The organism is Bacillus sp. AK124 (genome assembly GCF_053903085.1).
The window spans coordinates 237355-257623 of record NZ_CP096378.1; the positions used below are offsets into that span (position 1 = coordinate 237355).

General features: G+C 47.5%; 16 protein-coding genes. 10 read left to right on the forward strand and 6 right to left on the reverse strand.

Annotated features, from left to right (window positions below):
* Positions 1-2 precede the first annotated feature (2 nt).
* From aspA to M1E06_RS01125, 3 genes are all read left to right on the forward strand, one after another.
* On the forward strand, positions 3-1430 hold the full coding sequence (gene aspA, locus M1E06_RS01115; protein WP_020453441.1) for an aspartate ammonia-lyase: 1428 nt from the start codon (positions 3-5) through the stop codon (positions 1428-1430).
* Between the two features lie 242 nt (positions 1431-1672).
* Positions 1673-3070, forward strand: a complete 1398-nt coding sequence (nhaC, locus tag M1E06_RS01120; protein WP_020453440.1) for a Na+/H+ antiporter NhaC — start codon at positions 1673-1675, stop codon at positions 3068-3070.
* Positions 3071-3104: 34 nt separating this feature from the next.
* Positions 3105-4436 (forward strand): NAD-dependent malic enzyme, encoded by a 1332-nt coding sequence (locus M1E06_RS01125; RefSeq protein ID WP_020453439.1) that lies wholly within the window; start codon positions 3105-3107, stop codon positions 4434-4436.
* A gap of 17 nt (positions 4437-4453) precedes the next feature.
* On the opposite strand, the gene M1E06_RS01130 is transcribed toward M1E06_RS01125, so the two are convergent.
* Entirely contained in the window at positions 4454-4843 is a 390-nt protein-coding gene (locus M1E06_RS01130) for a DUF1259 domain-containing protein (RefSeq protein WP_020453438.1), read from the reverse strand.
* Between the two features lie 84 nt (positions 4844-4927).
* Positions 4928-5716, reverse strand: coding sequence for a formate/nitrite transporter family protein (locus tag M1E06_RS01135; RefSeq protein WP_020453437.1), 789 nt, complete (start codon positions 5714-5716; stop codon positions 4928-4930).
* Positions 5717-6506: 790 nt separating this feature from the next.
* Between M1E06_RS01135 and M1E06_RS01140 the strand changes: the two genes are divergently transcribed.
* The 5 genes from M1E06_RS01140 to M1E06_RS01160 all read left to right on the forward strand — a co-directional run bounded on the left by M1E06_RS01140 (position 6507) and on the right by M1E06_RS01160 (position 13405).
* Complete coding sequence (locus M1E06_RS01140) at positions 6507-7913, forward strand: cytochrome ubiquinol oxidase subunit I (protein ID WP_020453436.1); 1407 nt, start codon at positions 6507-6509, stop codon at positions 7911-7913.
* Complete coding sequence (gene cydB / locus M1E06_RS01145) at positions 7900-8916, forward strand: cytochrome d ubiquinol oxidase subunit II (RefSeq protein ID WP_020453435.1); 1017 nt, start codon at positions 7900-7902, stop codon at positions 8914-8916. The genes M1E06_RS01140 and cydB overlap by 14 nt, the downstream gene beginning before the upstream one ends.
* On the forward strand, positions 8916-10640 hold the full coding sequence (cydD, locus tag M1E06_RS01150; RefSeq protein ID WP_023856942.1) for a thiol reductant ABC exporter subunit CydD: 1725 nt from the start codon (positions 8916-8918) through the stop codon (positions 10638-10640). Before cydB ends, cydD begins: the two co-directional genes overlap by 1 nt.
* Complete coding sequence (gene cydC / locus M1E06_RS01155; protein ID WP_023856943.1) at positions 10637-12388, forward strand: thiol reductant ABC exporter subunit CydC; 1752 nt, start codon at positions 10637-10639, stop codon at positions 12386-12388. Before cydD ends, cydC begins: the two co-directional genes overlap by 4 nt.
* Positions 12389-12553: 165 nt before the next feature.
* On the forward strand, positions 12554-13405 hold the full coding sequence (locus M1E06_RS01160) for an NAD(P)H-hydrate dehydratase (protein WP_020453432.1): 852 nt from the start codon (positions 12554-12556) through the stop codon (positions 13403-13405).
* Positions 13406-13442: 37 nt separating this feature from the next.
* Here M1E06_RS01160 and M1E06_RS01165 read toward each other — a convergent pair whose 3' ends face one another.
* The 4 genes from M1E06_RS01165 to katA all read right to left on the reverse strand — a co-directional run bounded on the left by M1E06_RS01165 (position 13443) and on the right by katA (position 17753).
* Entirely contained in the window at positions 13443-14468 is a 1026-nt protein-coding gene (locus tag M1E06_RS01165; protein WP_023856944.1) for a pectate lyase family protein, read from the reverse strand.
* A gap of 333 nt (positions 14469-14801) precedes the next feature.
* Entirely contained in the window at positions 14802-15755 is a 954-nt protein-coding gene (gene hemH / locus M1E06_RS01170; protein WP_023856945.1) for a ferrochelatase, read from the reverse strand.
* Between the two features lie 6 nt (positions 15756-15761).
* Positions 15762-16178 carry a Fur family transcriptional regulator gene (locus M1E06_RS01175; RefSeq protein WP_020453429.1) on the reverse strand — a complete coding sequence of 139 codons (417 nt, stop codon included), beginning with the start codon at positions 16176-16178 and terminating at the stop codon, positions 15762-15764.
* A gap of 117 nt (positions 16179-16295) precedes the next feature.
* The gene (katA, locus tag M1E06_RS01180; protein ID WP_023856947.1) at positions 16296-17753 is read right to left on the reverse strand and encodes a catalase KatA; all 1458 of its coding nucleotides are present in this window, start codon (positions 17751-17753) and stop codon (positions 16296-16298) included.
* Positions 17754-17937: 184 nt separating this feature from the next.
* Here katA and M1E06_RS01185 point away from each other — a divergent pair, with 184 nt between their 5' ends.
* Both M1E06_RS01185 and M1E06_RS01190 read left to right on the forward strand, forming a co-directional pair.
* Complete coding sequence (locus M1E06_RS01185) at positions 17938-19536, forward strand: catalase (protein WP_020453426.1); 1599 nt, start codon at positions 17938-17940, stop codon at positions 19534-19536.
* 299 nt (positions 19537-19835) lie between these two features.
* Positions 19836-20267 (forward strand): hypothetical protein, encoded by a 432-nt coding sequence (locus tag M1E06_RS01190; protein WP_020453425.1) that lies wholly within the window; start codon positions 19836-19838, stop codon positions 20265-20267.
* Positions 20268-20269: the final 2 nt, after the last annotated feature.

The following is a 20269-nucleotide window of genomic DNA, read 5'->3' on the forward strand; positions in this document are numbered from 1 at the left end:
AAATGAAAACTGAAATGACATACCGGACGGAAAAGGATTTTCTCGGAGAAAAAAAGATTCCGGCCGATGTCTACTACGGTATTCAGACATTGCGGGCAGCGGAGAACTTTCCAATTACAGGATATAAAATCCACGAAGAAATGATCAAAGCGCTGGCAGTGGTGAAAAAAGCGGCCGCGCTTGCCAACATGGAGACAAAACGTCTTTATAAAGGCCTTGGAGATGCCATTGTCCAAGCCGCTGATGAGATCCTTGAAGGAAAGCTGCACGATCAATTCATCGTTGATCCGATTCAAGGCGGCGCAGGAACTTCAATGAATATGAACGCGAACGAAGTCATCGGAAACCGTGCACTTGAACTGCTCGGCCACAACAAAGGCGAGTATATTCACCTGAGTCCGAATACGCACGTCAACATGTCTCAATCGACAAACGACGTATTCCCGACGGCGATTCACATTTCAACGCTCAAGCAGCTGGAAAAGCTGCTGGACACAATGGAATACATGCTTGACGCGTTTAAGAAAAAAGCGCGCGACTTTGACCACGTCATTAAAATGGGCCGCACACATCTTCAAGACGCAGTGCCGATCCGCCTTGGGCAGGAATTTGAAGCTTACAGCCGCGTGATTGAACGCGACATCAAACGGATTAAACAATCGCGTCAGCATCTGTATGAAGTCAATATGGGCGCTACCGCGGTTGGAACGGGATTGAACGCGGATCCGCGCTATATTGAAAATGTTGTCAAGCACTTGGCTGAGATCAGCGGTCTTCCGCTAGTCGGCGCTGACCATCTGGTGGATGCGACGCAAAATACGGACGCGTACACTGAAGTTTCGGCTGCATTAAAAGTATGCATGATGAACATGTCGAAAATCGCCAACGACCTTCGGTTGATGGCATCAGGTCCGCGTGCAGGACTTGCTGAGATTTCTCTTCCGGCAAGACAGCCGGGTTCATCCATCATGCCGGGGAAAGTCAATCCGGTTATGGCCGAGCTGATCAACCAAATCGCATTCCAAGTCATCGGAAACGACAATACGATTTGTCTCGCTTCTGAAGCCGGACAGCTCGAACTGAATGTGATGGAGCCAGTGCTCGTCTTTAATCTCCTGCAGTCCATCAGCATCATGAACAACGGATTCCGTTCGTTTACCGATCACTGTGTAGCAGGAATCGAAGCGAATGAAAAACGCTTAAAGGCATATGTAGAAAAAAGCGCAGGCGTCATTACTGCGGTCAACCCGCATCTTGGCTACGAAGCAGCTGCAAGAATTGCAAGAGAAGCGATTTTAACAGGGCAATCCGTCCGCGATCTCTGTCTTCAAAACGATGTGTTGACAGAAGAAGAGCTTGATCTGATTTTGAATCCTTATGAAATGACAAAACCGGGGATTGCCGGGGCTGAACTTTTAAATCGGGATTAAGCTGAAAAAACAGTACGCGAAAACACTCTGAAGCATTTTACCGGGATAGAAACACAGAGTGTTTTCGCTTTCCTTCAATAACTTTATGAAGAGAAAGGACAACAGCGGTGAAGTGGTACCGCGTCAGCCTTTTTCGTGGTATACTGTTCGTTGTTAGTTAAATTTTTAAGAAAAAATTGAAGCAGATTGCTATTTTTATGTAGCTTATTTTGAAAGCGTTTCAATAATAAGGGGGATTTAGGTTGAAAACAGCACGGTTGCCATCAATGTTGGAAATCATTTGTGTATTAGGTGCATTTTTAGCGATAGTTTGTTCATTTACAGTCAAATTTGATCTGCCGATTCAGCTGGCATTGTTTATTTCATGGTTTTTAGTGATTTTGCTCGGTCTGCGCCTGGGGCACCGGTATGAAGATTTGCAAAAATCGATTACAAACGGAATTTCAAACGGACTCGAAGCGATATTGATCCTGATTGCCGTCGGCGCTCTGATCGGTACATGGATAGCCGGCGGTGTTGTGCCGACTTTGATTTATTACGGGCTTGAGTTTATCCATCCGAGCATATTCCTGCTTGCCACGCTCATTATTTGTTCGATCACCTCTGTGGCCACAGGTACGTCTTGGGGTACTGTAGGAACGGCCGGGATCGCCATGATGGCAATCGGTGAAGGGCTGGGGCTACCGCTTCCGCTTGTAGCCGGAGCCGTGCTGTCCGGCGCCTATTTCGGAGATAAATTATCACCGCTTTCCGATAGTACAGTGCTTGCGTCATCCCTTTCAAAGGTCGAAGTGATTACCCATGTCAGAGCGATGTTGTATTTGTCGGTTCCCGCCTATTTGATCACGGCGGTGTTGTTCACCATTACCGGATTTATTTACGGTAGTAAAAATGTCGATTTGCAGAAAGTCGAATTTTTGAAAACTTCTTTGCAAAACACGTTTGATATTCATATTTGGATGCTTGTTCCGGCTGTTATCGTTATCGTTCTTTTGGCCATGAGAAAGCCGTCTGTGCCGACGATCGCGATCGGCGCACTTTTGGGGGCGATCTGGGCTGCGGTCTTCCAAGGCATGAATTTTGCGGATGCACTTGGCACGGCATACAACGGCTTTTCCATCGACACCGGGATCAAATTTATGGACGAGCTCTTAAACCGCGGAGGAATTCAAGGCATGCTCGGTTCGGTCGTCGTTATCATTCTCGGTCTGGGCTTTGGCGGCCTTTTGGAGCACTTAGGCGTTCTAAAAGTGATCGTGTCCAAATTCCAGCAAAAGCTGACTTCTGCCGGCAACGTCACATTCTCGACGATTATCGTCGCTTTCCTGGCGAATGTGTTCGGCTGCGCGATGTACGTCTCGCTCATTTTAACACCGAAAATTATGGAGAAAAGCTATGACAAGCTCGGAATTGACCGGAGGGTGCTCTCCAGAAACGCGGAAGTCGGCGGTACGATGACGTCAGGCATGGTGCCGTGGTCAGACAACGGTATATATATGGCGGGGATTCTCGGCGTGTCAACCTTCTCTTATCTGCCGTTCATGTGGCTGAGCTTTGTTTCAATCGGCCTTGCGATTTTGTACGGATACACAGGTAAATTTATTTGGTACACCGATAAAAAAGACTCGCCGGTTCAGTAGCCGATTTTAAAACAATTGATGGAGGTATTCTGTTATGAATGGCAACAATATTATTCGGAATTTGATGCTGGAAATCCCTTCAGCACCAGGAAACCTTGGAAAGGTGACAACGGCGATCGGCCTTGCCGGCGGTGATATCGGAGAGGTTGAAACGATCAAGGTGGGGCCGAATTATACGATGCGGAACATTACGGTTCAAGTTGAGCATGAAGAACAGCTTACCGAGATCCTTGAAGTGATCCGCAACTTAAAAGAAGGCATCCATCTTCATACCGTTTCAGACGACGTACTGGCTGCCCATGAAGGCGGCAAGATCCGCGTGAAAAGCAAGATGCCGATCCGCTCGCTCGCTGATCTGCGGCGGGTGTATACGCCGGGTGTCGCGAATGTGTGCGAGCTTATTAAAGAAGAGCCGCAAAAAGCGAATATCTATACAGGCATCGGCAATTCGGTTGCAATTGTAACGGACGGTACGGCCATCCTAGGCTTGGGAGACATTGGGCCTGTGGCGGGAATGCCTGTTATGGAAGGGAAGGCCGCGCTTTTCGACCAGCTTGCAGACATCAGCGGAGTTCCGATTCTGCTTGATACGAATGATCCTGACGAAATCGTGCGGACGGTTAAAAACATTGCGCCCGGATTTAGCGGTATTTTGCTTGAAGACATCGGTTCACCGCATTGTTTTGAAATCGAAGAGCGCCTGAAAAACGACCTGAATATTCCGGTCATGCATGACGACCAGCACGGTACTGCGGTGGTGACACTGGCGGCCGCCATTTCAGCCGCCAAGAGTGCAGGGGTCGATCTGAAGCAGGCCCATGTCGGCCAAATCGGCCTGGGTGCGGCAGGGGTCGCGATCTGCAGAATGTTTATGGCATATGGGGTAAAACGTGTCATCGGAACGGATAAATCGCTTGAGGCGATGGCGCGTTTAGAGAACTATGGCGGCCATGCGGCTGAAAGCATCGAAGAATTGATGGAAAGCTGCGATATCATCGTCGCGACAACCGGCGTTCCGGGATTGATCAATAAGAAATGGGTTCGGGAAGGCCAGGTGATTTTGGCTCTGTCCAATCCGAAGCCGGAGATTGAGCCTGAGGATGCGCTCGAGGCCGGGGCAGCCTACGCTGCGGATGGACGGTCTGTCAACAATGTGCTGGGGTTCCCCGGTATTTTCAGGGGCGTGTTAAATGCCGGAGCGGAATCGATCAGCCACCCGATGCTGGTCGCGGCCGCCGAAGCGATCGCATCCTGCACAAAACAAGGCGATCTTGTGCCTGATCCGCTGAATCCTGATGTTCACGAGATTGTGGCCAAAGCAGTCGAAAGGGTCGCACTTTCAGAAATGGGAAAAATGAACGGATAAAGAAAACAGCTGCTGCTTTATCGCAATACGGATAAAGCGGCAGCTGTTTTTCTTGCGAATGTTAACGGCGGTTCTACAGATTGAAAATGAATATATAAAATATTCGGTTTTGTAAAAATCCAATGATTGTGGAGAGCGCTGATGATGATGCCTTGATCGACAAGCTTTTTTGTAAACAACGGAATTTCTTCAGGCAAAATGGCAACTTCGGCCATATTCAAGGCGATTCCGTTTTGATCGAGCGACTCGAACATGACTTCTTCCATGCCGACTCCCCGGCTTGGCCTTCCTTGAATCGTGACGCGCAAATTCCGTTTGATGCTGACAGAACAGACACCGTGTTCAATGTGCGGCTCCCCATTTAAAATATGTCCAAACTGCTGGCAAAGCGAATGAAAACTTTGCATCTGCTGAACCTCCATTTTTAAAGTTACCACGATTTTATGAAGGGAACCCGCATATTTAGAATCCTTTAAAAATGGACAATCTTTTTATTTGATGATTTCTTCACCGCCCGGCTTGTTTGCATAGTGGTACATGAAGCCCATCATAAACGCGCCTCCGATCAGGTTCCCGAGGGTTACCGGAATCAAGTTATGGATTGCGCCTGCAATCGAAATCGTATCCGGATGCTCGGTGACCAGAGAGACGGCAAAAGTGGCCATGTTCGCGATGCTGTGTTCATAACCGGAAATAAAGAAAGTAAAAACAAACAGCATCATAGAGAACATTTTCGCTCCGTCTCCTTTTTGCGCCATCGGAACAAAGAACGCAAGGCAGACTAGCCAGTTACACAAAATCGCTTTGAAAAACAATTCGGTCACCGGTGTATTCATTTTATGCTCCGCCACGCTAAGTATAAAGCCGGTGGAAGAAGGATCCTTAAATAAACCGGTCGCAAAGATGAGGCCTGCGAAAAACACGGCGCCCATTAAATTTCCTGCATAGCTGAACATCCACAGCTTGATAACAGCGGGCCAACGCATTTTTTTACGAAGCGCAGCCAATGTATAATAAAATGTATTTCCCGTAAATAAATCTCCTCCGCCATAGACGATCAGAATGATGGCGCCCCCGAATGTGATTGCTGCAATTGGATATGTGAACGGAGAATGTTCAACATAAAATAGATTCCCCGTTTTAAACGCTACAATGACTCCGAACCCGATAAACATACTGGCCAGCATAGCTCGTAAAAGATAACGAAGCGGGCTTTGCATAAAGATGCTTTGCTTTTTTAAGGCAAGCTCTTCGACTAGAACAAGTGATTTTGATTCCATGTTTTCCACCACCATCAAGTGTTTACTTAAGAAGTATCTATCATAAATACAAACTAAGTATAGCAGGATATTGTGAAACATTTCACAAATTTTGTGTACTTTGTTTGAACAAATGTATGGTTCGATTTTCATAGAATAAACAAGGTATCGTTATTGTTTATTTTTAAGTAATAAATATTCCATCCATTCGTAAAAGCCTGAGGGAGCGATGTTTCAAAGATAGCTCGACAGGGAGGGATACGGCAGCAAGCAGGTTAAATGCGCAGTGCAATCAGCTGGTGCTGTATGAAAGCATAGATGAAGGACGTGCGCAAAAGGCTGAGGGAAGATTTCACAGATTGGACAAAATAGCAGGACTTTCCGTCAGGCGTTTTCAAACTGAAGGAAAGCGCCGAATTTGTTTAATTGCATATAACGGTATTCTTTTGATCCGCAAGGCTTTGCGCAGAGAATCGCAATCGTTGAATGACGAAATGCTCCGCGGGAATGAGGGGCATTTTTCTCATGCTGATTTAGTTCTTGTTAACCACCGCGTCACAAAATATCTATAATTTCTTCGGATAATTGTCACAATGACATCCATAAATTAGGGAATATGTACTTTATTTAAGAAGGGATTCGCGGTAAAGTACAGGTATAAATAACCATCCGGATAATAACGGAACATCAATGTGGGCCAAGGTCACCCTTTTGTCTGTGATCATATTCATAAGATTCATGTGAAACTTTGAGCAAGGGTGATGCCATTCGGCAACGGTCCGGCTAGAACAAAGAGGAGGAGACTGGAACAGTGGACGAACTCATTTTGGCAAGATTTCAATTTGCTTCAACAACGATCTTTCACTTTATTTTTGTACCGATGTCAATCGGGCTTGTCTTTATGGTTGCTTTAATGGAAACTCTATACGTCGTAAAGAAAAAAGACATTTACAGAACGATGGCTAAATTTTGGGGGCACTTATTTTTAATTAATTTTGCAGTCGGTGTGGTCACCGGGATTCTACAGGAATTTCAGTTCGGAATGAACTGGTCGGAGTACTCCCGCTTTGTCGGTGATGTATTCGGCGCTCCGCTCGCGGTGGAGGCGCTGCTTGCTTTCTTTATGGAATCGACGTTTATCGGTTTGTGGATATTTGGCTGGGATCGGCTTCCGAAGAAGATCCATTTGCTGTCCATCTGGCTTGTTTCGCTTGGAACGATCATGTCGGCGTTTTGGATTTTAGCGGCCAACTCGTTTATGCAGGAGCCTGTCGGATTCGCGATCAAAAACGGCCGCGCGGAAATGACCGATTTCTTTGCGATTATTAAAAATCCGCAGCTATGGGTTGAATTTCCGCACGTCATTTTCGGTGCGCTTGCCACCGGAGCGTTTTTCATTGCCGGTGTCAGCGCGTATAAAATGCTGAAAAAACAGGAATTGCTCTTTTTTAAAAAATCCTTTCAAATCGCGATGATTGTGGCGCTTGTTTCCGGCATCGGCGTAGCGTTCAGCGGACATGAGCAGGCCCAGCATCTGATGAAGAGCCAGCCGATGAAAATGGCTGCCAGCGAAGCGCTTTGGGATGACAGCGGCGATCCTGCAGCTTGGACGGTGCTTGCGAACATTGACGCGGACAAGCAGGAAAACAAATCAGAGCTCAGCATCCCGTATGCGCTTAGCTATTTGGCTTATAAACAATTCAGCGGCGATGTGCCCGGAATGAAGACGCTGCAAAAGCAATATGAAGAAAAATACGGAGAAGGAAATTATATTCCGCCGGTGAAAACGACGTTCTGGAGCTTCAGAATCATGGCCGGCTCAGGACTTTTAATGATCGTTGCCGCTTTGACTGGCCTCTATCTCAGCTTCCGTAAAAGACTTGAAACAAGCAAATGGTTTTTGCGGACGATGGTGGCTTTAATCGCCTTTCCATTCATTGCAAATACGGCGGGGTGGATCATGACTGAAATCGGACGCCAGCCGTGGACGGTGTTCGGTATTTTGACAACGGCGCAGTCCGTGTCGCCGAACGTATCAGCGGGAATGCTGCTGTTTTCCGTCATCGCGTTTACAGCGATTTATCTTGTACTGGCGCTCGTTCTTGTCTACTTGTTTGTGCGGGAGATTAAAAAAGGGGCTGCACACCATGACCACCATCATGACGATTCCGTATCGACAGACCCGTTTGATCAGGAGGTTTACCATGGTATCTCTTAATGAACTTTGGTTTATATTAGTCGCTGTGCTGTTCATCGGTTTTTTCTTTCTTGAAGGTTTTGATTTCGGCGTCGGAATGGCGACCCGGTTTCTCGGGCGCAACGAGCTTGAACGGAGGGTGATGATCAATACGATCGGCCCTTTCTGGGATGCCAATGAAGTCTGGCTGCTGACTGGGGGAGGCGCGATTTTCGCGGCTTTTCCAAACTGGTATGCCACGATGTTCAGCGGATATTACATTCCGTTTGTCTTTGTTCTTCTTGCATTGATCGGACGCGGAGTCGCGTTTGAATTTAGAGGGAAAGTCGAAACCGCAAAATGGAAGAAAACATGGGATTGGGTCGTATTCTTCGGCAGCATTCTGCCCCCGTTTTTGTTCGGTGTTTTATTTACCAGTATTTTGCGCGGTATGCCGATTGATGCCGATATGAATCTGCACGCCGGTTTTACTGACTATGTGAACGTCTATTCCGTAACAGGGGGAGTCACCGTTACACTTCTCTGCCTGCTGCACGGCCTGATCTTTATTACGTTGAGAACGGAAGCCGATTTGCGCGACCGGGCAAGACAGCTGGCTAAAAAAGTCGTATTCGCCGTTTTGGCGGCGCTTGTTGCCTTTGTTGCTTTATCCATTTTTGAAACGGACTTGTTCACGGGCAGGGGACATGTGACGATACCTCTTGCGGCTCTGATTGTCGTTTGTTATGTGCTGTCGATCGTATTTATGAAACAAAAACGCGACGGCTGGACATTTGCTATGACAGGGGCTGGGATCGCCCTCACAGTGGCGACGATTTTCACTGCGCTGTTCCCGCGCGTCATGATCAGCTCGGTCAAAAGCGCATATGATTTAACGGTTTATAATGCTTCATCAGGAGACTATTCTTTAAAAGTGATGACGATCGTCGCGCTGTCACTGCTTCCGTTCGTGCTGGGCTATCAGATCTGGAGCTACTATGTTTTTCGAAAACGGGTCAGCAGTAAGGAGCCAATGATTTATTAATGGGAAAAGATCTTTTGCAATATAAAGGAATGAAGCGAATTCTTGCAGCACTCACCGTACTGACATGCATGCAGGGCGCAGCTATTATCATGCAGGCCGAATGGCTTGCTGAAGCGGTGACCCGCCTTTTTAACGGCGAGCGGGTCGGTTCGCTTGTTCCGCTGATCATCTTATTTACCGCCGCTTTTTTATTCCGCCATGCCGTGACCCTTGTCAGGCAAAGGCTGATTTTTGATTATGCCGCCAAGACGGGGGCCGACCTGCGGAAAAAGTTTTTGGAGAAGCTTTTCCAATCCGGCCCCGGACTGGCGAGAAAAGAAGGAACAGGTCACGTCGTCACACTCGCGATGGAAGGAATTGCGCAGTTTCGCCGCTATTTGGAGCTGTTTTTGCCAAAAATGATCAGCATGGCTGTTATACCGCCGGCGGTTGTCTGTTATGTCTTTTTTAAAGACACATCCTCCGCTGCAGTCTTAATGATTACGCTGCCGATTTTAATCGCATTTATGATCCTTCTCGGCTATGCGGCAAAGAGAAAAGCGGACAGCCAGTGGAAGACGTATGAGATGCTTTCAAATCATTTTACTGATTCCTTGCGCGGCCTGGAAACATTGAAAGTGCTGGGCATGAGCCGTTCACATACGAAGAATATTTTTCATGTGAGCGAACGGTACAGGAAAGCGACGATGGGCACGCTTAAAATTGCCTTTCTGTCTTCGTTTGCACTGGATTTTTTCACCATGCTGTCCGTGGCAACCGTAGCCGTTTTTCTCGGTCTCGGTCTTGTTGACGGCACTATCATACTGGAGCCGGCGCTAGCCATTCTGATTCTTGCGCCTGAGTTTTTTCTCCCTGTCCGGGAAGTCGGCAATGACTATCATGCTACGTTGAACGGACGGGAAGCCGGTAAAGCGATCAAGGCGATATTGGAGTCGCCCGGTTTCAAGGATGAGGCGCCTTTGGATCTTGAGCGATGGTCAGACAACGATCAAATCGAGTTCAAGGATGTAGAGGTGCGGCATGATGAGGAGGAAAACTCCTCATTATCCGGCATTTCTCTATCGTTTAAAGGAAAGAAAAAAATCGGAATCATCGGAGAAAGCGGTGCCGGAAAATCTACGCTTATCGATGTGCTCGGCGGTTTCTTGGAAACGAAAAGCGGCGTGATCAAAGTCGGGGGAAAAGAGAGGACGCATTTGCAGACAGACAGCTGGCAAAATCAGCTCCTGTATATTCCGCAGCATCCCTATATCTTTCCGGATACGCTCGGAGCCAATATCCGTTTTTATCATCCCGGCGCTTCTGACGAAGAAGTTGAACAGGCAGCAAGAGCCGCCGGGCTGACGGAGCTGATTGATCAGCTTCCGTCCGGCTTAGAGGAGCGGATCGGTGAAGGCGGGAGGGCATTAAGCGGCGGACAGGCGCAGCGCACAGCCGTTGCCCGGGCTTTCCTAGGCAACCGTCCGATTCTCCTTTTAGATGAGCCGACCGCTCACTTGGATATCGAAACAGAATACGAATTGAAAAAAACGATGCTGAAATTGTTTGAAGACAAGCTGGTTTTTATGGCAACTCATCGTCTTCACTGGATGCTTGATATGGATGAAATTATCGTGCTGAAGAATGGACAGGTGGCTGAAACCGGTACACATCAAGAATTGATTGAAAAGCGGGGCGTTTATTACGAGCTTGTGCAGGCGCAGTCGTTTGGAGGTGCATCATGAACAATGAAGACGGGTGGATTCTGCCCTATATCAAGAAAAATATAAGGCTTTTGATCATTGTCGTGTTGCTTGGCGGATTGACGGCATGCTCGGCTGCAGCTCTCATGTTTACCTCCGGTTATTTAATATCCAAAGCGGCTACGCGTCCGGAAAATGTTTTGATGATTTATGTCCCGATCGTAGCGGTCCGCACCTTCGGGATTCTGCGCTCGGTGTCGCGCTATGTTGAGCGATTGACCGGACACCATATCATCTTGAAAATTTTATCCGATATGCGCGTCAGGCTTTACAGGATGCTGGAACCTCAAGCTTTAAAATGGCGTGAACGCTTTCGGACGGGGGATATGCTCGGCATTTTGGCCGACGATGTTGAGCATTTGCAGGACATGTATTTGAGAACGGTATTTCCCGGGCTGTCGGCGCTTCTTTTATATGGCGTATTCATCACTGCTATTGGCTTTTTTTCATGGCCTTTTGCAGGGCTGATCGCGATCTATGCAGCGGTTTTCGTGTTTCTTGTTCCGCTTGTTTCCCTGCTTGTGACAAGGGCGAAAAATGTTGCGCTGAAAAGAGGACGAAGCCTCTTGTACCGTCAGCTGACAGACGCGGTCATGGGCGTGAGCGACTGGGTGTTCAGCGGCCGGCAAAACGACTTCGTCCATGCGTATGAAGCGGCAGAGCAGGAATGGCTGGCGATCGAAAAGAAACGGATGCGCTTCAGTCGTTGGAGGGACTTTGCCATGCAATGCCTGGCGGCAGGACTTGTTCTTCTGATGTTAATATGGGCGGGCGGACAAAGCGCGGAAGGCGCCCTGGCTCCTGTGTTTATTGCAGCGTTTGTCCTTGTTGTGTTTCCTTTGACAGAAGCTTTCTTTCCGCTTTCAGACGCAGCGGCGTCAATCCCTGAGTATCAGGATTCTTTAGAAAGAATGGACGGGCTTGAGCCGCCGAAAAGGGAAGAAATTGGAGGCGCTGTTCAGCAGGAACGGGCGGAGGCTGTAGGTTTGGACGATGTCACGCTTCGCTTTGAAGATGTTTGTTTTTCTTATGAAGAAGGCCATCCGGTGTTGGACGGTGTTTCATTTATATTAAAGCAGGGGGAAAAGACCGCTTTGCTCGGGCCGAGCGGCGCTGGTAAATCGACGATCTTGTCGTTAATACAAGGGGCGCTCGCTCCTTCTAAAGGAAACATTACATTGAACGGCATTTCTGTGCAGTCTCTTCAGGGAGAAATCTCACGCGCAGTCTCCGTTTTTAATCAGCAGCCGCATCTGTTTGATACGACGGTTTTGAATAATATCAGGCTCGGAAACCCTGACGCGAGCGATGAGGACGTGTATTGGGCGGCGCGCCAGGTGAAGCTTCACGATTATATTCAGTCTCTACCCGAAGGATATCATACATCTGTTCAGGAAACGGGCATTCGTTTTTCAGGCGGAGAACGTCAGCGGATTGCATTGGCGCGGATTCTGCTGCAGAATGCGCCAATCGTTGTATTGGATGAACCGACTATAGGTCTTGATCCTAAAACAGAGAAAGAGCTTCTATCAACGATGTTTCAAGTGCTTGATGGAAAGACGGTTCTATGGATTACACACCATTTGGCAGGAGCCGAAGCGGCCGACCGGATTCTGTTTTTAGACAAAGGGAAGCTTGCAATGGCAGGGAGCCATCAGCAGCTTTTGGAAAACAATCCGCGCTATTCAAGACTTTATCGTCTGGATGCGCCTGTCGGCCGGCTTTCTTAGTAGAAAACCGCAAAAGACAGCTTCAAGTCGAGAAGCTGTCTTTTTTTATATGGCCCGCTCATCAACTGCTTTTATTTTGCATGTTAAAGAGCGGTGAAGGGTATGATTCAGTTAGTATTTAATTAAACGTTTGTTTAAACTTTGTATTGAAAGGTGTGATCCGGGATGTCTGCAGAACAATTGCCGATATGGACGAAAGACTGTGTGAAGGGCTCATTGCCGAAAAGGGGGAATGGAAGTCATAAAGGAACTTATGGAACCGGCCTTTTGCTCGCGGGAAGCGATGATATGCCGGGAGCGGCTCTCCTTGCAGGAATTGGGGCGATGCGGAGCGGTCTTGGAAAGCTTGTCATCGGAACGTGCGGAAGTGCCATTCCGTTGATCGTCCCCGTTCTCCCTGAAGCGACGTATTGGCGGGACGGCTTAGAAAAGGCGGCGTCCGGCGAGATTGCCGAACCTTACCGGGCGATTGCGATCGGGCCGGGGCTGCCGCCTTCGCAAATGACTGAGCAAGCGGTCCGGAATGTATTGACGAAAGACTGCCCGGTTGTCCTTGATGCGGGTGCTCTTTCAAAACGAACGTATCAAGAAAGGGAAGCACCGGTGATATTAACGCCGCATCCGGGGGAATTTTCGAAAATGACAGGCTTGTCCATTCAAGAAATTGAGACGAACCGGGCCGGTTATGCTCGAGATTATGCAGAGGAACACGGTGTTACTCTTGTATTGAAAGGCAATGAAACGATCATTGCTTTCCCGGATGGCAAGTGCTGGAGGAATGTAACGGGAAACGGGGCGCTGGCAAAGGGAGGAACCGGAGATACGTTAACCGGGATGCTTCTCGGAATGCTGTGCTGTCATGAGAATCCGAGAGAAGCGGTGTTGAATGCTGTCCACCTGCATGGCGCATGTGCTGATGCATGGACAAAGACCAGATCGGCCCATACGCTTCTCGCACATGAACTTTCCGATCTGCTGCCTACGGTTTGGAAAGCGTATGAGGATGGAAATGAGTGAAACGCTCGGAATGCCTCCGAACGTTTCACCTCAAAGTTTATGGATTGACTTTGCCGACTCCGGCATTTTGTTTGATGATTGATTTTACATTGTCGACATTGTCGAGTGAGTAGCTGTATGGCGGATTATAGGTTGTAGTAGAGGTAGTCGGCATGCTGCCCCTGGAGTTTATAAATTTGTTGTTGGATACATGCCAATAGCCTGGTGAACTGCTGTACCAAGAGACAATTGGATCTTTGGCGTTTTCAAAAAGGTTGTTCTCAATTTTGATACGTGCGCCCATTCTCGAATTAATTCCGCTGTCGATGATCTTATTGAAATAGTTGTTGTAAATGTGGCCCTCTCCGAAACGGAATGACGGCACCCGCGAATTCAGATTTTCGAACCAGTTATGGTGGAATGTAATCGTCCGGTTGTAATTGTCGCTGTCCGATGAGCCCATCAGCATGGATTTCCAGCCATCGTGCACATAGTTCCAAGAGAATGTAATATATTCGGCGTCTCTTTTGACGTCAAATAATCCGTCATAGTAATCTTTGTCAACGTTCAGGCTGTGGTAAAGCTCGTTATGATCAACCCAAATGTTTTTAGAAGGGCCTTCAATGCCGATCGCGTCTTTATCGCCGGAAGCTACTTCGTGAATTTTTAAGTTGCGGATGATGATGTTGTTGGCGCGCCATACTTTAATGCCGATGCCTTTGAGTTCGCCTTTGGTCCCTGACCCGACAATCGATACGTTTGACACGTCTTTGACGTCAATCTTTGATGCGGATGTATTTGAGGTTGTAATAGTGCCGTTGACATAAATTTTTAATGGCGTATTTGCATTCTTATTTTTTAATGCCGCAATGAGCTGATCTCCCGTTGTTACGGTTACCGTCTGACCGCCTTCTCCGCCTGTTGTTCCGCCGTTTAGTGTCGCGAAGCCTTTTAAGCTGAAATCGGCAAGCGGATTTACTTTGCCCGAGCTTAACGAAGAAGCTGCTTCTGCCGAAACCGCCGCTGTCAAAGACCCGATAACCCCTAATACAAAGATAAAGATGATGCTGATTAATTTCTTCACATTCATTCCTCCTATTCTTTTTTCATGCCGCCGCTATATAGGAAGCGCTTACAATTACGGCGGATGCCAAGTGATGGACACTGATGATCCCTCCCTTTTATTGGAATCAGAGAGAGCATAGCATACGTTTCTGAATAATCTGAATAATCATGATGTGAGTTGGATTTGCGCATAAGCTGGTGATTATGCCAAATGACACGAATCTGAGAATAAGCGCATTTAGTTGAAGGTCTTTCATCATAATGGTGCAAAAAAAAGAATCTATGGAAATGAATAGCCATAGATTCTGCTTCTAAATCATGTTTTCTTCAGTTTTTCATTTTTCGGAGCGATTTACAGTCCCGCTTTCTCCTGTTCTGTGCTGTTGTATGTTCGCTCAACGACTGCGGCAAGCGTATCAATGAAGCGCGGATCGGTGTTCGGCATAGGCGGACGGTGATAGCTTGCGCCAAGCTCGTCCGTAACCGCTTTACACTCATAGTCGTTGTCATACAGCACTTCCAAGTGGTCAGAGACAAATCCGACCGGTGCGTAAATAAATGACCGGAAGCCTTCCTGATACAGTTCTTTTGTTAAGTCTTGGACATCCGGACCAAGCCACGGATCGGGTGTGTTGCCCTCACTTTGCCAGCCTACGGCGATCTGGTCAAACGACAGTTGTTCTCCGATTAGTTGGGCCGTTTTCTCGAGTTGATCCGGGTATGGATCTCCATGCTCCTTGATTTTTTCCGGCAGGCTGTGTGCTGAGCATACAAGAACCGCTTTTTTTCGTTCTTTTTCAGACATGCCGTTTAAAATGCTGCCGATTTCTTCAGACCAATAGCGAATAAAGCCTTCTTCCTGATACCATTCGTCAATCGATGCGATCCGGGGGCCGCCGATTGCTGCTGCGGCCTGTTTGGCGCGCCGATTGTATACTTCGGTACTGAAGGTGGAATAGTGGGGAGCTAAGACGACGGAAACGGCCGCTTCAATTTGGTCTTTTTTCATTTGTTCAACCGCATCCTCGATAAACGGAGAGATGTGTTTTAAGCCGGGATACATCACGTATTCGACCTCATCTTGGCGCTCGTTCAACGCTTTTTCCAGCTCTTTTGCCTGAGCGAGCGTAATTTCCGCGAGCGGAGAGATTCCGCCGATATGCTTGTAGCGTTTTTTCAAGTCTTCAATCATATCATCGGACGGCCGTTTTCCATGACGGATATGCGTGTAATACGGAATGATATCTTCTTCCTGATAAGGGGTTCCGTATGCCATGACTAACAGGCCGACTTTTTTTCGGTTCATATGTCTTCACCTCTGCTGCTGTTCTTGGCATGTTGTACAGATTCCGTAAATCCCTAAATAATGCGAGTTCACTTTAAAGTTCGTCAATTGTGCTGCTGCATGCTCAACCTCTTTGAGGTGAGGATAGTCCAGATCAGCGATTTTTCCGCATGATTTACAGACAACATGATAGTGCTCTGATGTAAATAATTCATATTTGCTTTTTGCGTCTCCATGGGACAGCTCTTTTAAAATGCCGAGCTTCACAAATAATTTCAAGTTGCTGTAGATTGTCGGGAGACTCATGTACGGCAATTCCCGGTGAATGTCTTCCGCCGATGGGTGGCCGCCCAGAGAAGCGATCGTTTTTAAAATCAGGACGCGCTGAGCCGTTATTCGTAAACCCCGCTTCTTTAAGAAAGGGACGAGCTGTTCGTCTTCCACACGTAACATCCCCTGTCGTTCTTTGATTAAGGTCAGGCACCCGCATGCTTAAGAAGACGGGTGCCTGTACCTGAGAAAATGAGAATATTCATTGAGAATGATTGAAATGATTTAGCCTTAAACTTCCTGCGGAACGGACAAGCCCAATCCTTCGGCAACTCGTGTGCCGTACTCCGGATCTGCTTTATAGAAATGCTGAATTTGCCGAAGCTTGATTTCGTCTTTTGTCACCTGCTTCATCGAACCTACGATATTGCTGACAAGACGAGTCCGCTCTTCTTCGCTCAAGAGGCGGTAAAGATCGCCAGCCTGTGTGTAGTGGTCGTTATGGTCGTAAGAAGTGCTGTCCGCCGAACCTGACACCGGATAAGCCGTTGTTTTGTTTTCAGGAGATTCCTGAGGGCCTCCGAAGCTGTTCGGTTCATAGTAGACAGAGCCCCCGCCGTTTGAATCAAAGCGCATTTGTCCGTCTCTTTGATAATTATGGACGTCCGCTTTCGGACGGTTGATCGGCAGGCTGTTATGGTTTGCGCCGACGCGGTAGCGGTGCGCATCCGCATATGCGAACAGGCGTCCCTGGAGCATTTTGTCGGGAGACGGTTCAATGCCGGGCACCAATGTTCCAGGGGAGAATGTAGCTTGTTCAACCTCTGCGAAATAGTTTTCCGGATTGCGGTTTAGAACCATGCGGCCGACTTCAATCAGCGGATAATCTTTTTGCGACCATACTTTTGTAACATCGAACGGATCAAAACGGTACGTATCCGCATCCTCCAGCGGCATGATTTGAACGTACAGCTTCCATGCCGGGAAGTCTCCTTTTTCAATCGCCTCATACAAGTCCTGTGTATGATAATCGGGGTTTTCACCTGCAATCTTTGTCCCCACTTCTTCGGTCAGGTTTTTAATGCCTTGTTCTGTTTTGAAGTGGTATTTGATCCAGACGCCTTCTCCTTCGGCATTCACCCATTTGAATGTGTGGGAACCGAAACCGTGCATGTGCCGGTAAGTGGCGGGGATGCCTCTGTCAGACATCAGGATGGTCACCTGGTGAAGGGACTCTGGAGACAATGACCAAAAATCCCATACGGCATCCGGGTTTTTCAAATGTGTGACCGGATGGCGCTTTTGTGTATGAATGAAATCAGGGAATTTAATCGCATCGCGAATAAAGAAAACAGGTGTGTTGTTTCCGACGAGATCATAGTTCCCTTCCTCTGTATAAAATTTAACAGCAAATCCGCGCGGGTCGCGGACGGAATCGGCTGAACCGTTTTCGCCTGCAACAGTGGAAAAACGGACGAATAATGGTGTGCGTTTTCCGACTTCTGATAAAAATTTGGCTTTTGTATATTTGGAAACGTCATTTGTGACTTCAAAGTAACCGTGCGCACCGGCGCCTTTTGCATGCACAACTCGTTCAGGCACACGCTCTCTGTTGAAGTGGGCGAGCTTTTCGAGCAAGTGGACGTCCTGAATCAGCGTCGGTCCGCGTGAACCAGCTGTCATTGAGTTTTGGTTGTCTCCAACGGGAGCGCCCCAGCTGGTTGTTAGGTTGTTTTTATTTGTCGTCATCAAAGGATCACCTCGCGTAAATTTTAATTACAAAACAATGATAACATTTCTCAAGAAAAAAACAATATTTATTTATAATAATTATAAAGAAAAATTCATTATCGTTGATTAAATATATTAAAACTGAATAACTCCCTTCATTTGGGATAAGTTATTATTAATTCCAAATAAAGGAGGTACGGAGATGGATCAGCATTCAAACGAGCAGAAATCTGACATGGAGACGGATGAGACGTTAACGAACCGGCAGGGCCACCCGATCACAAACAATCAGCATATCAGGACCGTGGGCAACCGGGGGCCTTCCACATTGGAGAACTATGATTTCTTGGAGAAGATCAGCCACTTTGACAGGGAGAGGGTTCCCGAACGGGTCGTCCATGCCAGGGGAGCCGGAGCGCACGGCTATTTTGAAGCTTATGGAACAGCAGGCGATGAGCCGGTCTCAAAATATACGAGAGCAAAACTGTTTCAGGAAAAAGGGAAGAGGACCCCGGTGTTTGTCCGTTTTTCGACGGTGACCCACGGGATATCTTCACCGGAAACGCTTCGCGATCCCCGCGGATTTGCCGTTAAGTTTTACACGGAGGACGGGAACTGGGATCTAGTCGGAAACAACTTGAAGATCTTCTTTATCCGCGATGCGGTGAAGTTTCCTGATTTAATCCATGCATTTAAGCCGGACCCGGTTACGAATTTGCAGGATGGCGAAAGAATCTTTGACTTCATTTCCAACACGCCTGAAGCCATGCACATGATCACATTTTTGTTTTCTCCTTGGGGCATTCCGGCAAACTACCGGCAGATGCAGGGGTCCGGTGTCAACACGTACAAATGGGTAAACCAAGAAGGAGAAGCCGTCCTTGTGAAGTATCACTGGGAACCGAAGCAGGGCATAAAAAACTTGACGCAAAAAGAGGCGGAAGAAATTCAGGCGAAGAACTTCAATCACGCTACACAGGATTTATACGAAGCGATTGAGCGGGGAGACTATCCCGAGTGGGAGTTGTTCGTTCAAATCATGAGCGATGATGAGCATCCTGAACTCGATTTTGATCCGCTTGACGATACGAAGCTATGGCCTGAGGAGCAATTTCCTTGGCTTCCTGTCGGCAAAATGGTATTAAACAAAAATCCCGAAGACTACTTTACAGAAGTCGAGCAAGCGGCATTTGGAACAGGGGTTCTTGTCGACGGACTTGATTTTTCCGATGACAAAATGCTTCAGGGACGTACGTTTTCCTACTCTGATACACAGCGATACAGGGTAGGGGCCAACTATCTGCAGCTGCCGATCAATGCGCCGAAAAAAAGGGTGGCAACCAATCAGCGGGGCGGCCAGATGCAGTACAAGGTCGACTTAGGCAAAAATCAAAGCCCGCACATCAACTATGAACCTTCAACTATCAACGGGCTGAAAGAAGCGAAGCAGGACGGCAAAGAATATACACCGCATGTCGAAGGAAATCTGGTGCGCGAAAGTATCGAAAGGCAGAATAATTTCAAGCAGGCCGGGGACACGTACAGGCATTTCGAAGACTGGGAAAAGGACGAGCTGATTACGAATCTGGTCAATACACTTGCCCCCTGCGATCAAAGAATTCAAACGAAAATGATCGAGATGCTCAAGCAATGCGACAAGGAATATGGCAGCAGGGTCGAAGAAGGATTAAAAAACGCTTCCAGCCAAAATACATCCAGCCGGGAGCCGATCGGGGCAGAAGGCGCCGAAGATGCGCCGAGACAGGCGGAAGAAAAAGGCCATAGTGAAGATCCTTATTAAAGGATCTTCATTATCTATTCAAACTGATATTAAGATATGGATGCGCTTCAGCGTATCCTTTTTATTTTGGAATAATGGAGACAATCGGTTCAGCAGTGGAGGAAAAAGAAGAATACAGTTTAGGGTGTTCGCTCCAATTTGTCGAGAAAATAACGAGCAAAAGAAGCTTATCCCCGCTTACTCCCTTTAACCAATATTTCCCTATATTCAACAAATGTACAAATCCACAACAAAGAAGCAAACGGAAAATATGGTAAAATTAAACATGTATAAAGAGTTGAAAAAAAGGAGGAGTTTTCATGTTGAAAAAGTTGGCAGCGGTCGTTTTCATGTTGGGAATCATGCTTTGCGGTGCTGGCGGAACGTCTATTTTGGCATACGGAAAGTCAATTTCTCAGGAATCGATTCATCCCTACAGCACGGCCTATACAGATGTCAAGGTGGTTGGCAAAACAGTCCGCTTTTATATTAAAGGATTGGAGAGTCCGTTTAATCAGACTTATTATGAAAGAGTCGCATGGACAAGCACTGATGAGGAGCCTGATACATTAAAGGACAACATTTTATCTGTGAAAATACCGGCAAAAACGGGAAGCAGGTATGAGGCAAACTCAAGCGAAAGGCTTGAGCTGATCAGAGAAAAGGTCAATTCAGGTGATATGGTTTACGGATGGGCAAAAGCGCAGAATGGCAATTGGTATCCTGCCGGCTCTGCTAAAATATCTTATTGAGC

Excerpts from the sequence above, each read along its gene's own strand:
- katA (WP_023856947.1), bottom strand. The coding sequence starts at position 17,753 with ATGACGACAAATAAAAACAACCTAACAACCAGCTGGGGCGCTCCCGTT.
- M1E06_RS01125 (WP_020453439.1), top strand. The coding sequence starts at position 3,105 with ATGAATGGCAACAATATTATTCGGAATTTGATGCTGGAAATCCCTTCA.
- cydB (WP_020453435.1), top strand. The coding sequence starts at position 7,900 with ATGGTATCTCTTAATGAACTTTGGTTTATATTAGTCGCTGTGCTGTTC.
- M1E06_RS01185 (WP_020453426.1), top strand. The coding sequence starts at position 17,938 with ATGGATCAGCATTCAAACGAGCAGAAATCTGACATGGAGACGGATGAG.
- hemH (WP_023856945.1), bottom strand. The coding sequence starts at position 15,755 with ATGAACCGAAAAAAAGTCGGCCTGTTAGTCATGGCATACGGAACCCCT.
- cydD (WP_023856942.1), top strand. The coding sequence starts at position 8,916 with ATGGGAAAAGATCTTTTGCAATATAAAGGAATGAAGCGAATTCTTGCA.
- M1E06_RS01135 (WP_020453437.1), bottom strand. The coding sequence starts at position 5,716 with ATGGAATCAAAATCACTTGTTCTAGTCGAAGAGCTTGCCTTAAAAAAG.
- cydC (WP_023856943.1), top strand. The coding sequence starts at position 10,637 with ATGAACAATGAAGACGGGTGGATTCTGCCCTATATCAAGAAAAATATA.
- M1E06_RS01190 (WP_020453425.1), top strand. The coding sequence starts at position 19,836 with ATGTTGAAAAAGTTGGCAGCGGTCGTTTTCATGTTGGGAATCATGCTT.
- aspA (WP_020453441.1), top strand. The coding sequence starts at position 3 with ATGAAAACTGAAATGACATACCGGACGGAAAAGGATTTTCTCGGAGAA.
- M1E06_RS01160 (WP_020453432.1), top strand. The coding sequence starts at position 12,554 with ATGTCTGCAGAACAATTGCCGATATGGACGAAAGACTGTGTGAAGGGC.
- M1E06_RS01130 (WP_020453438.1), bottom strand. The coding sequence starts at position 4,843 with ATGCAAAGTTTTCATTCGCTTTGCCAGCAGTTTGGACATATTTTAAAT.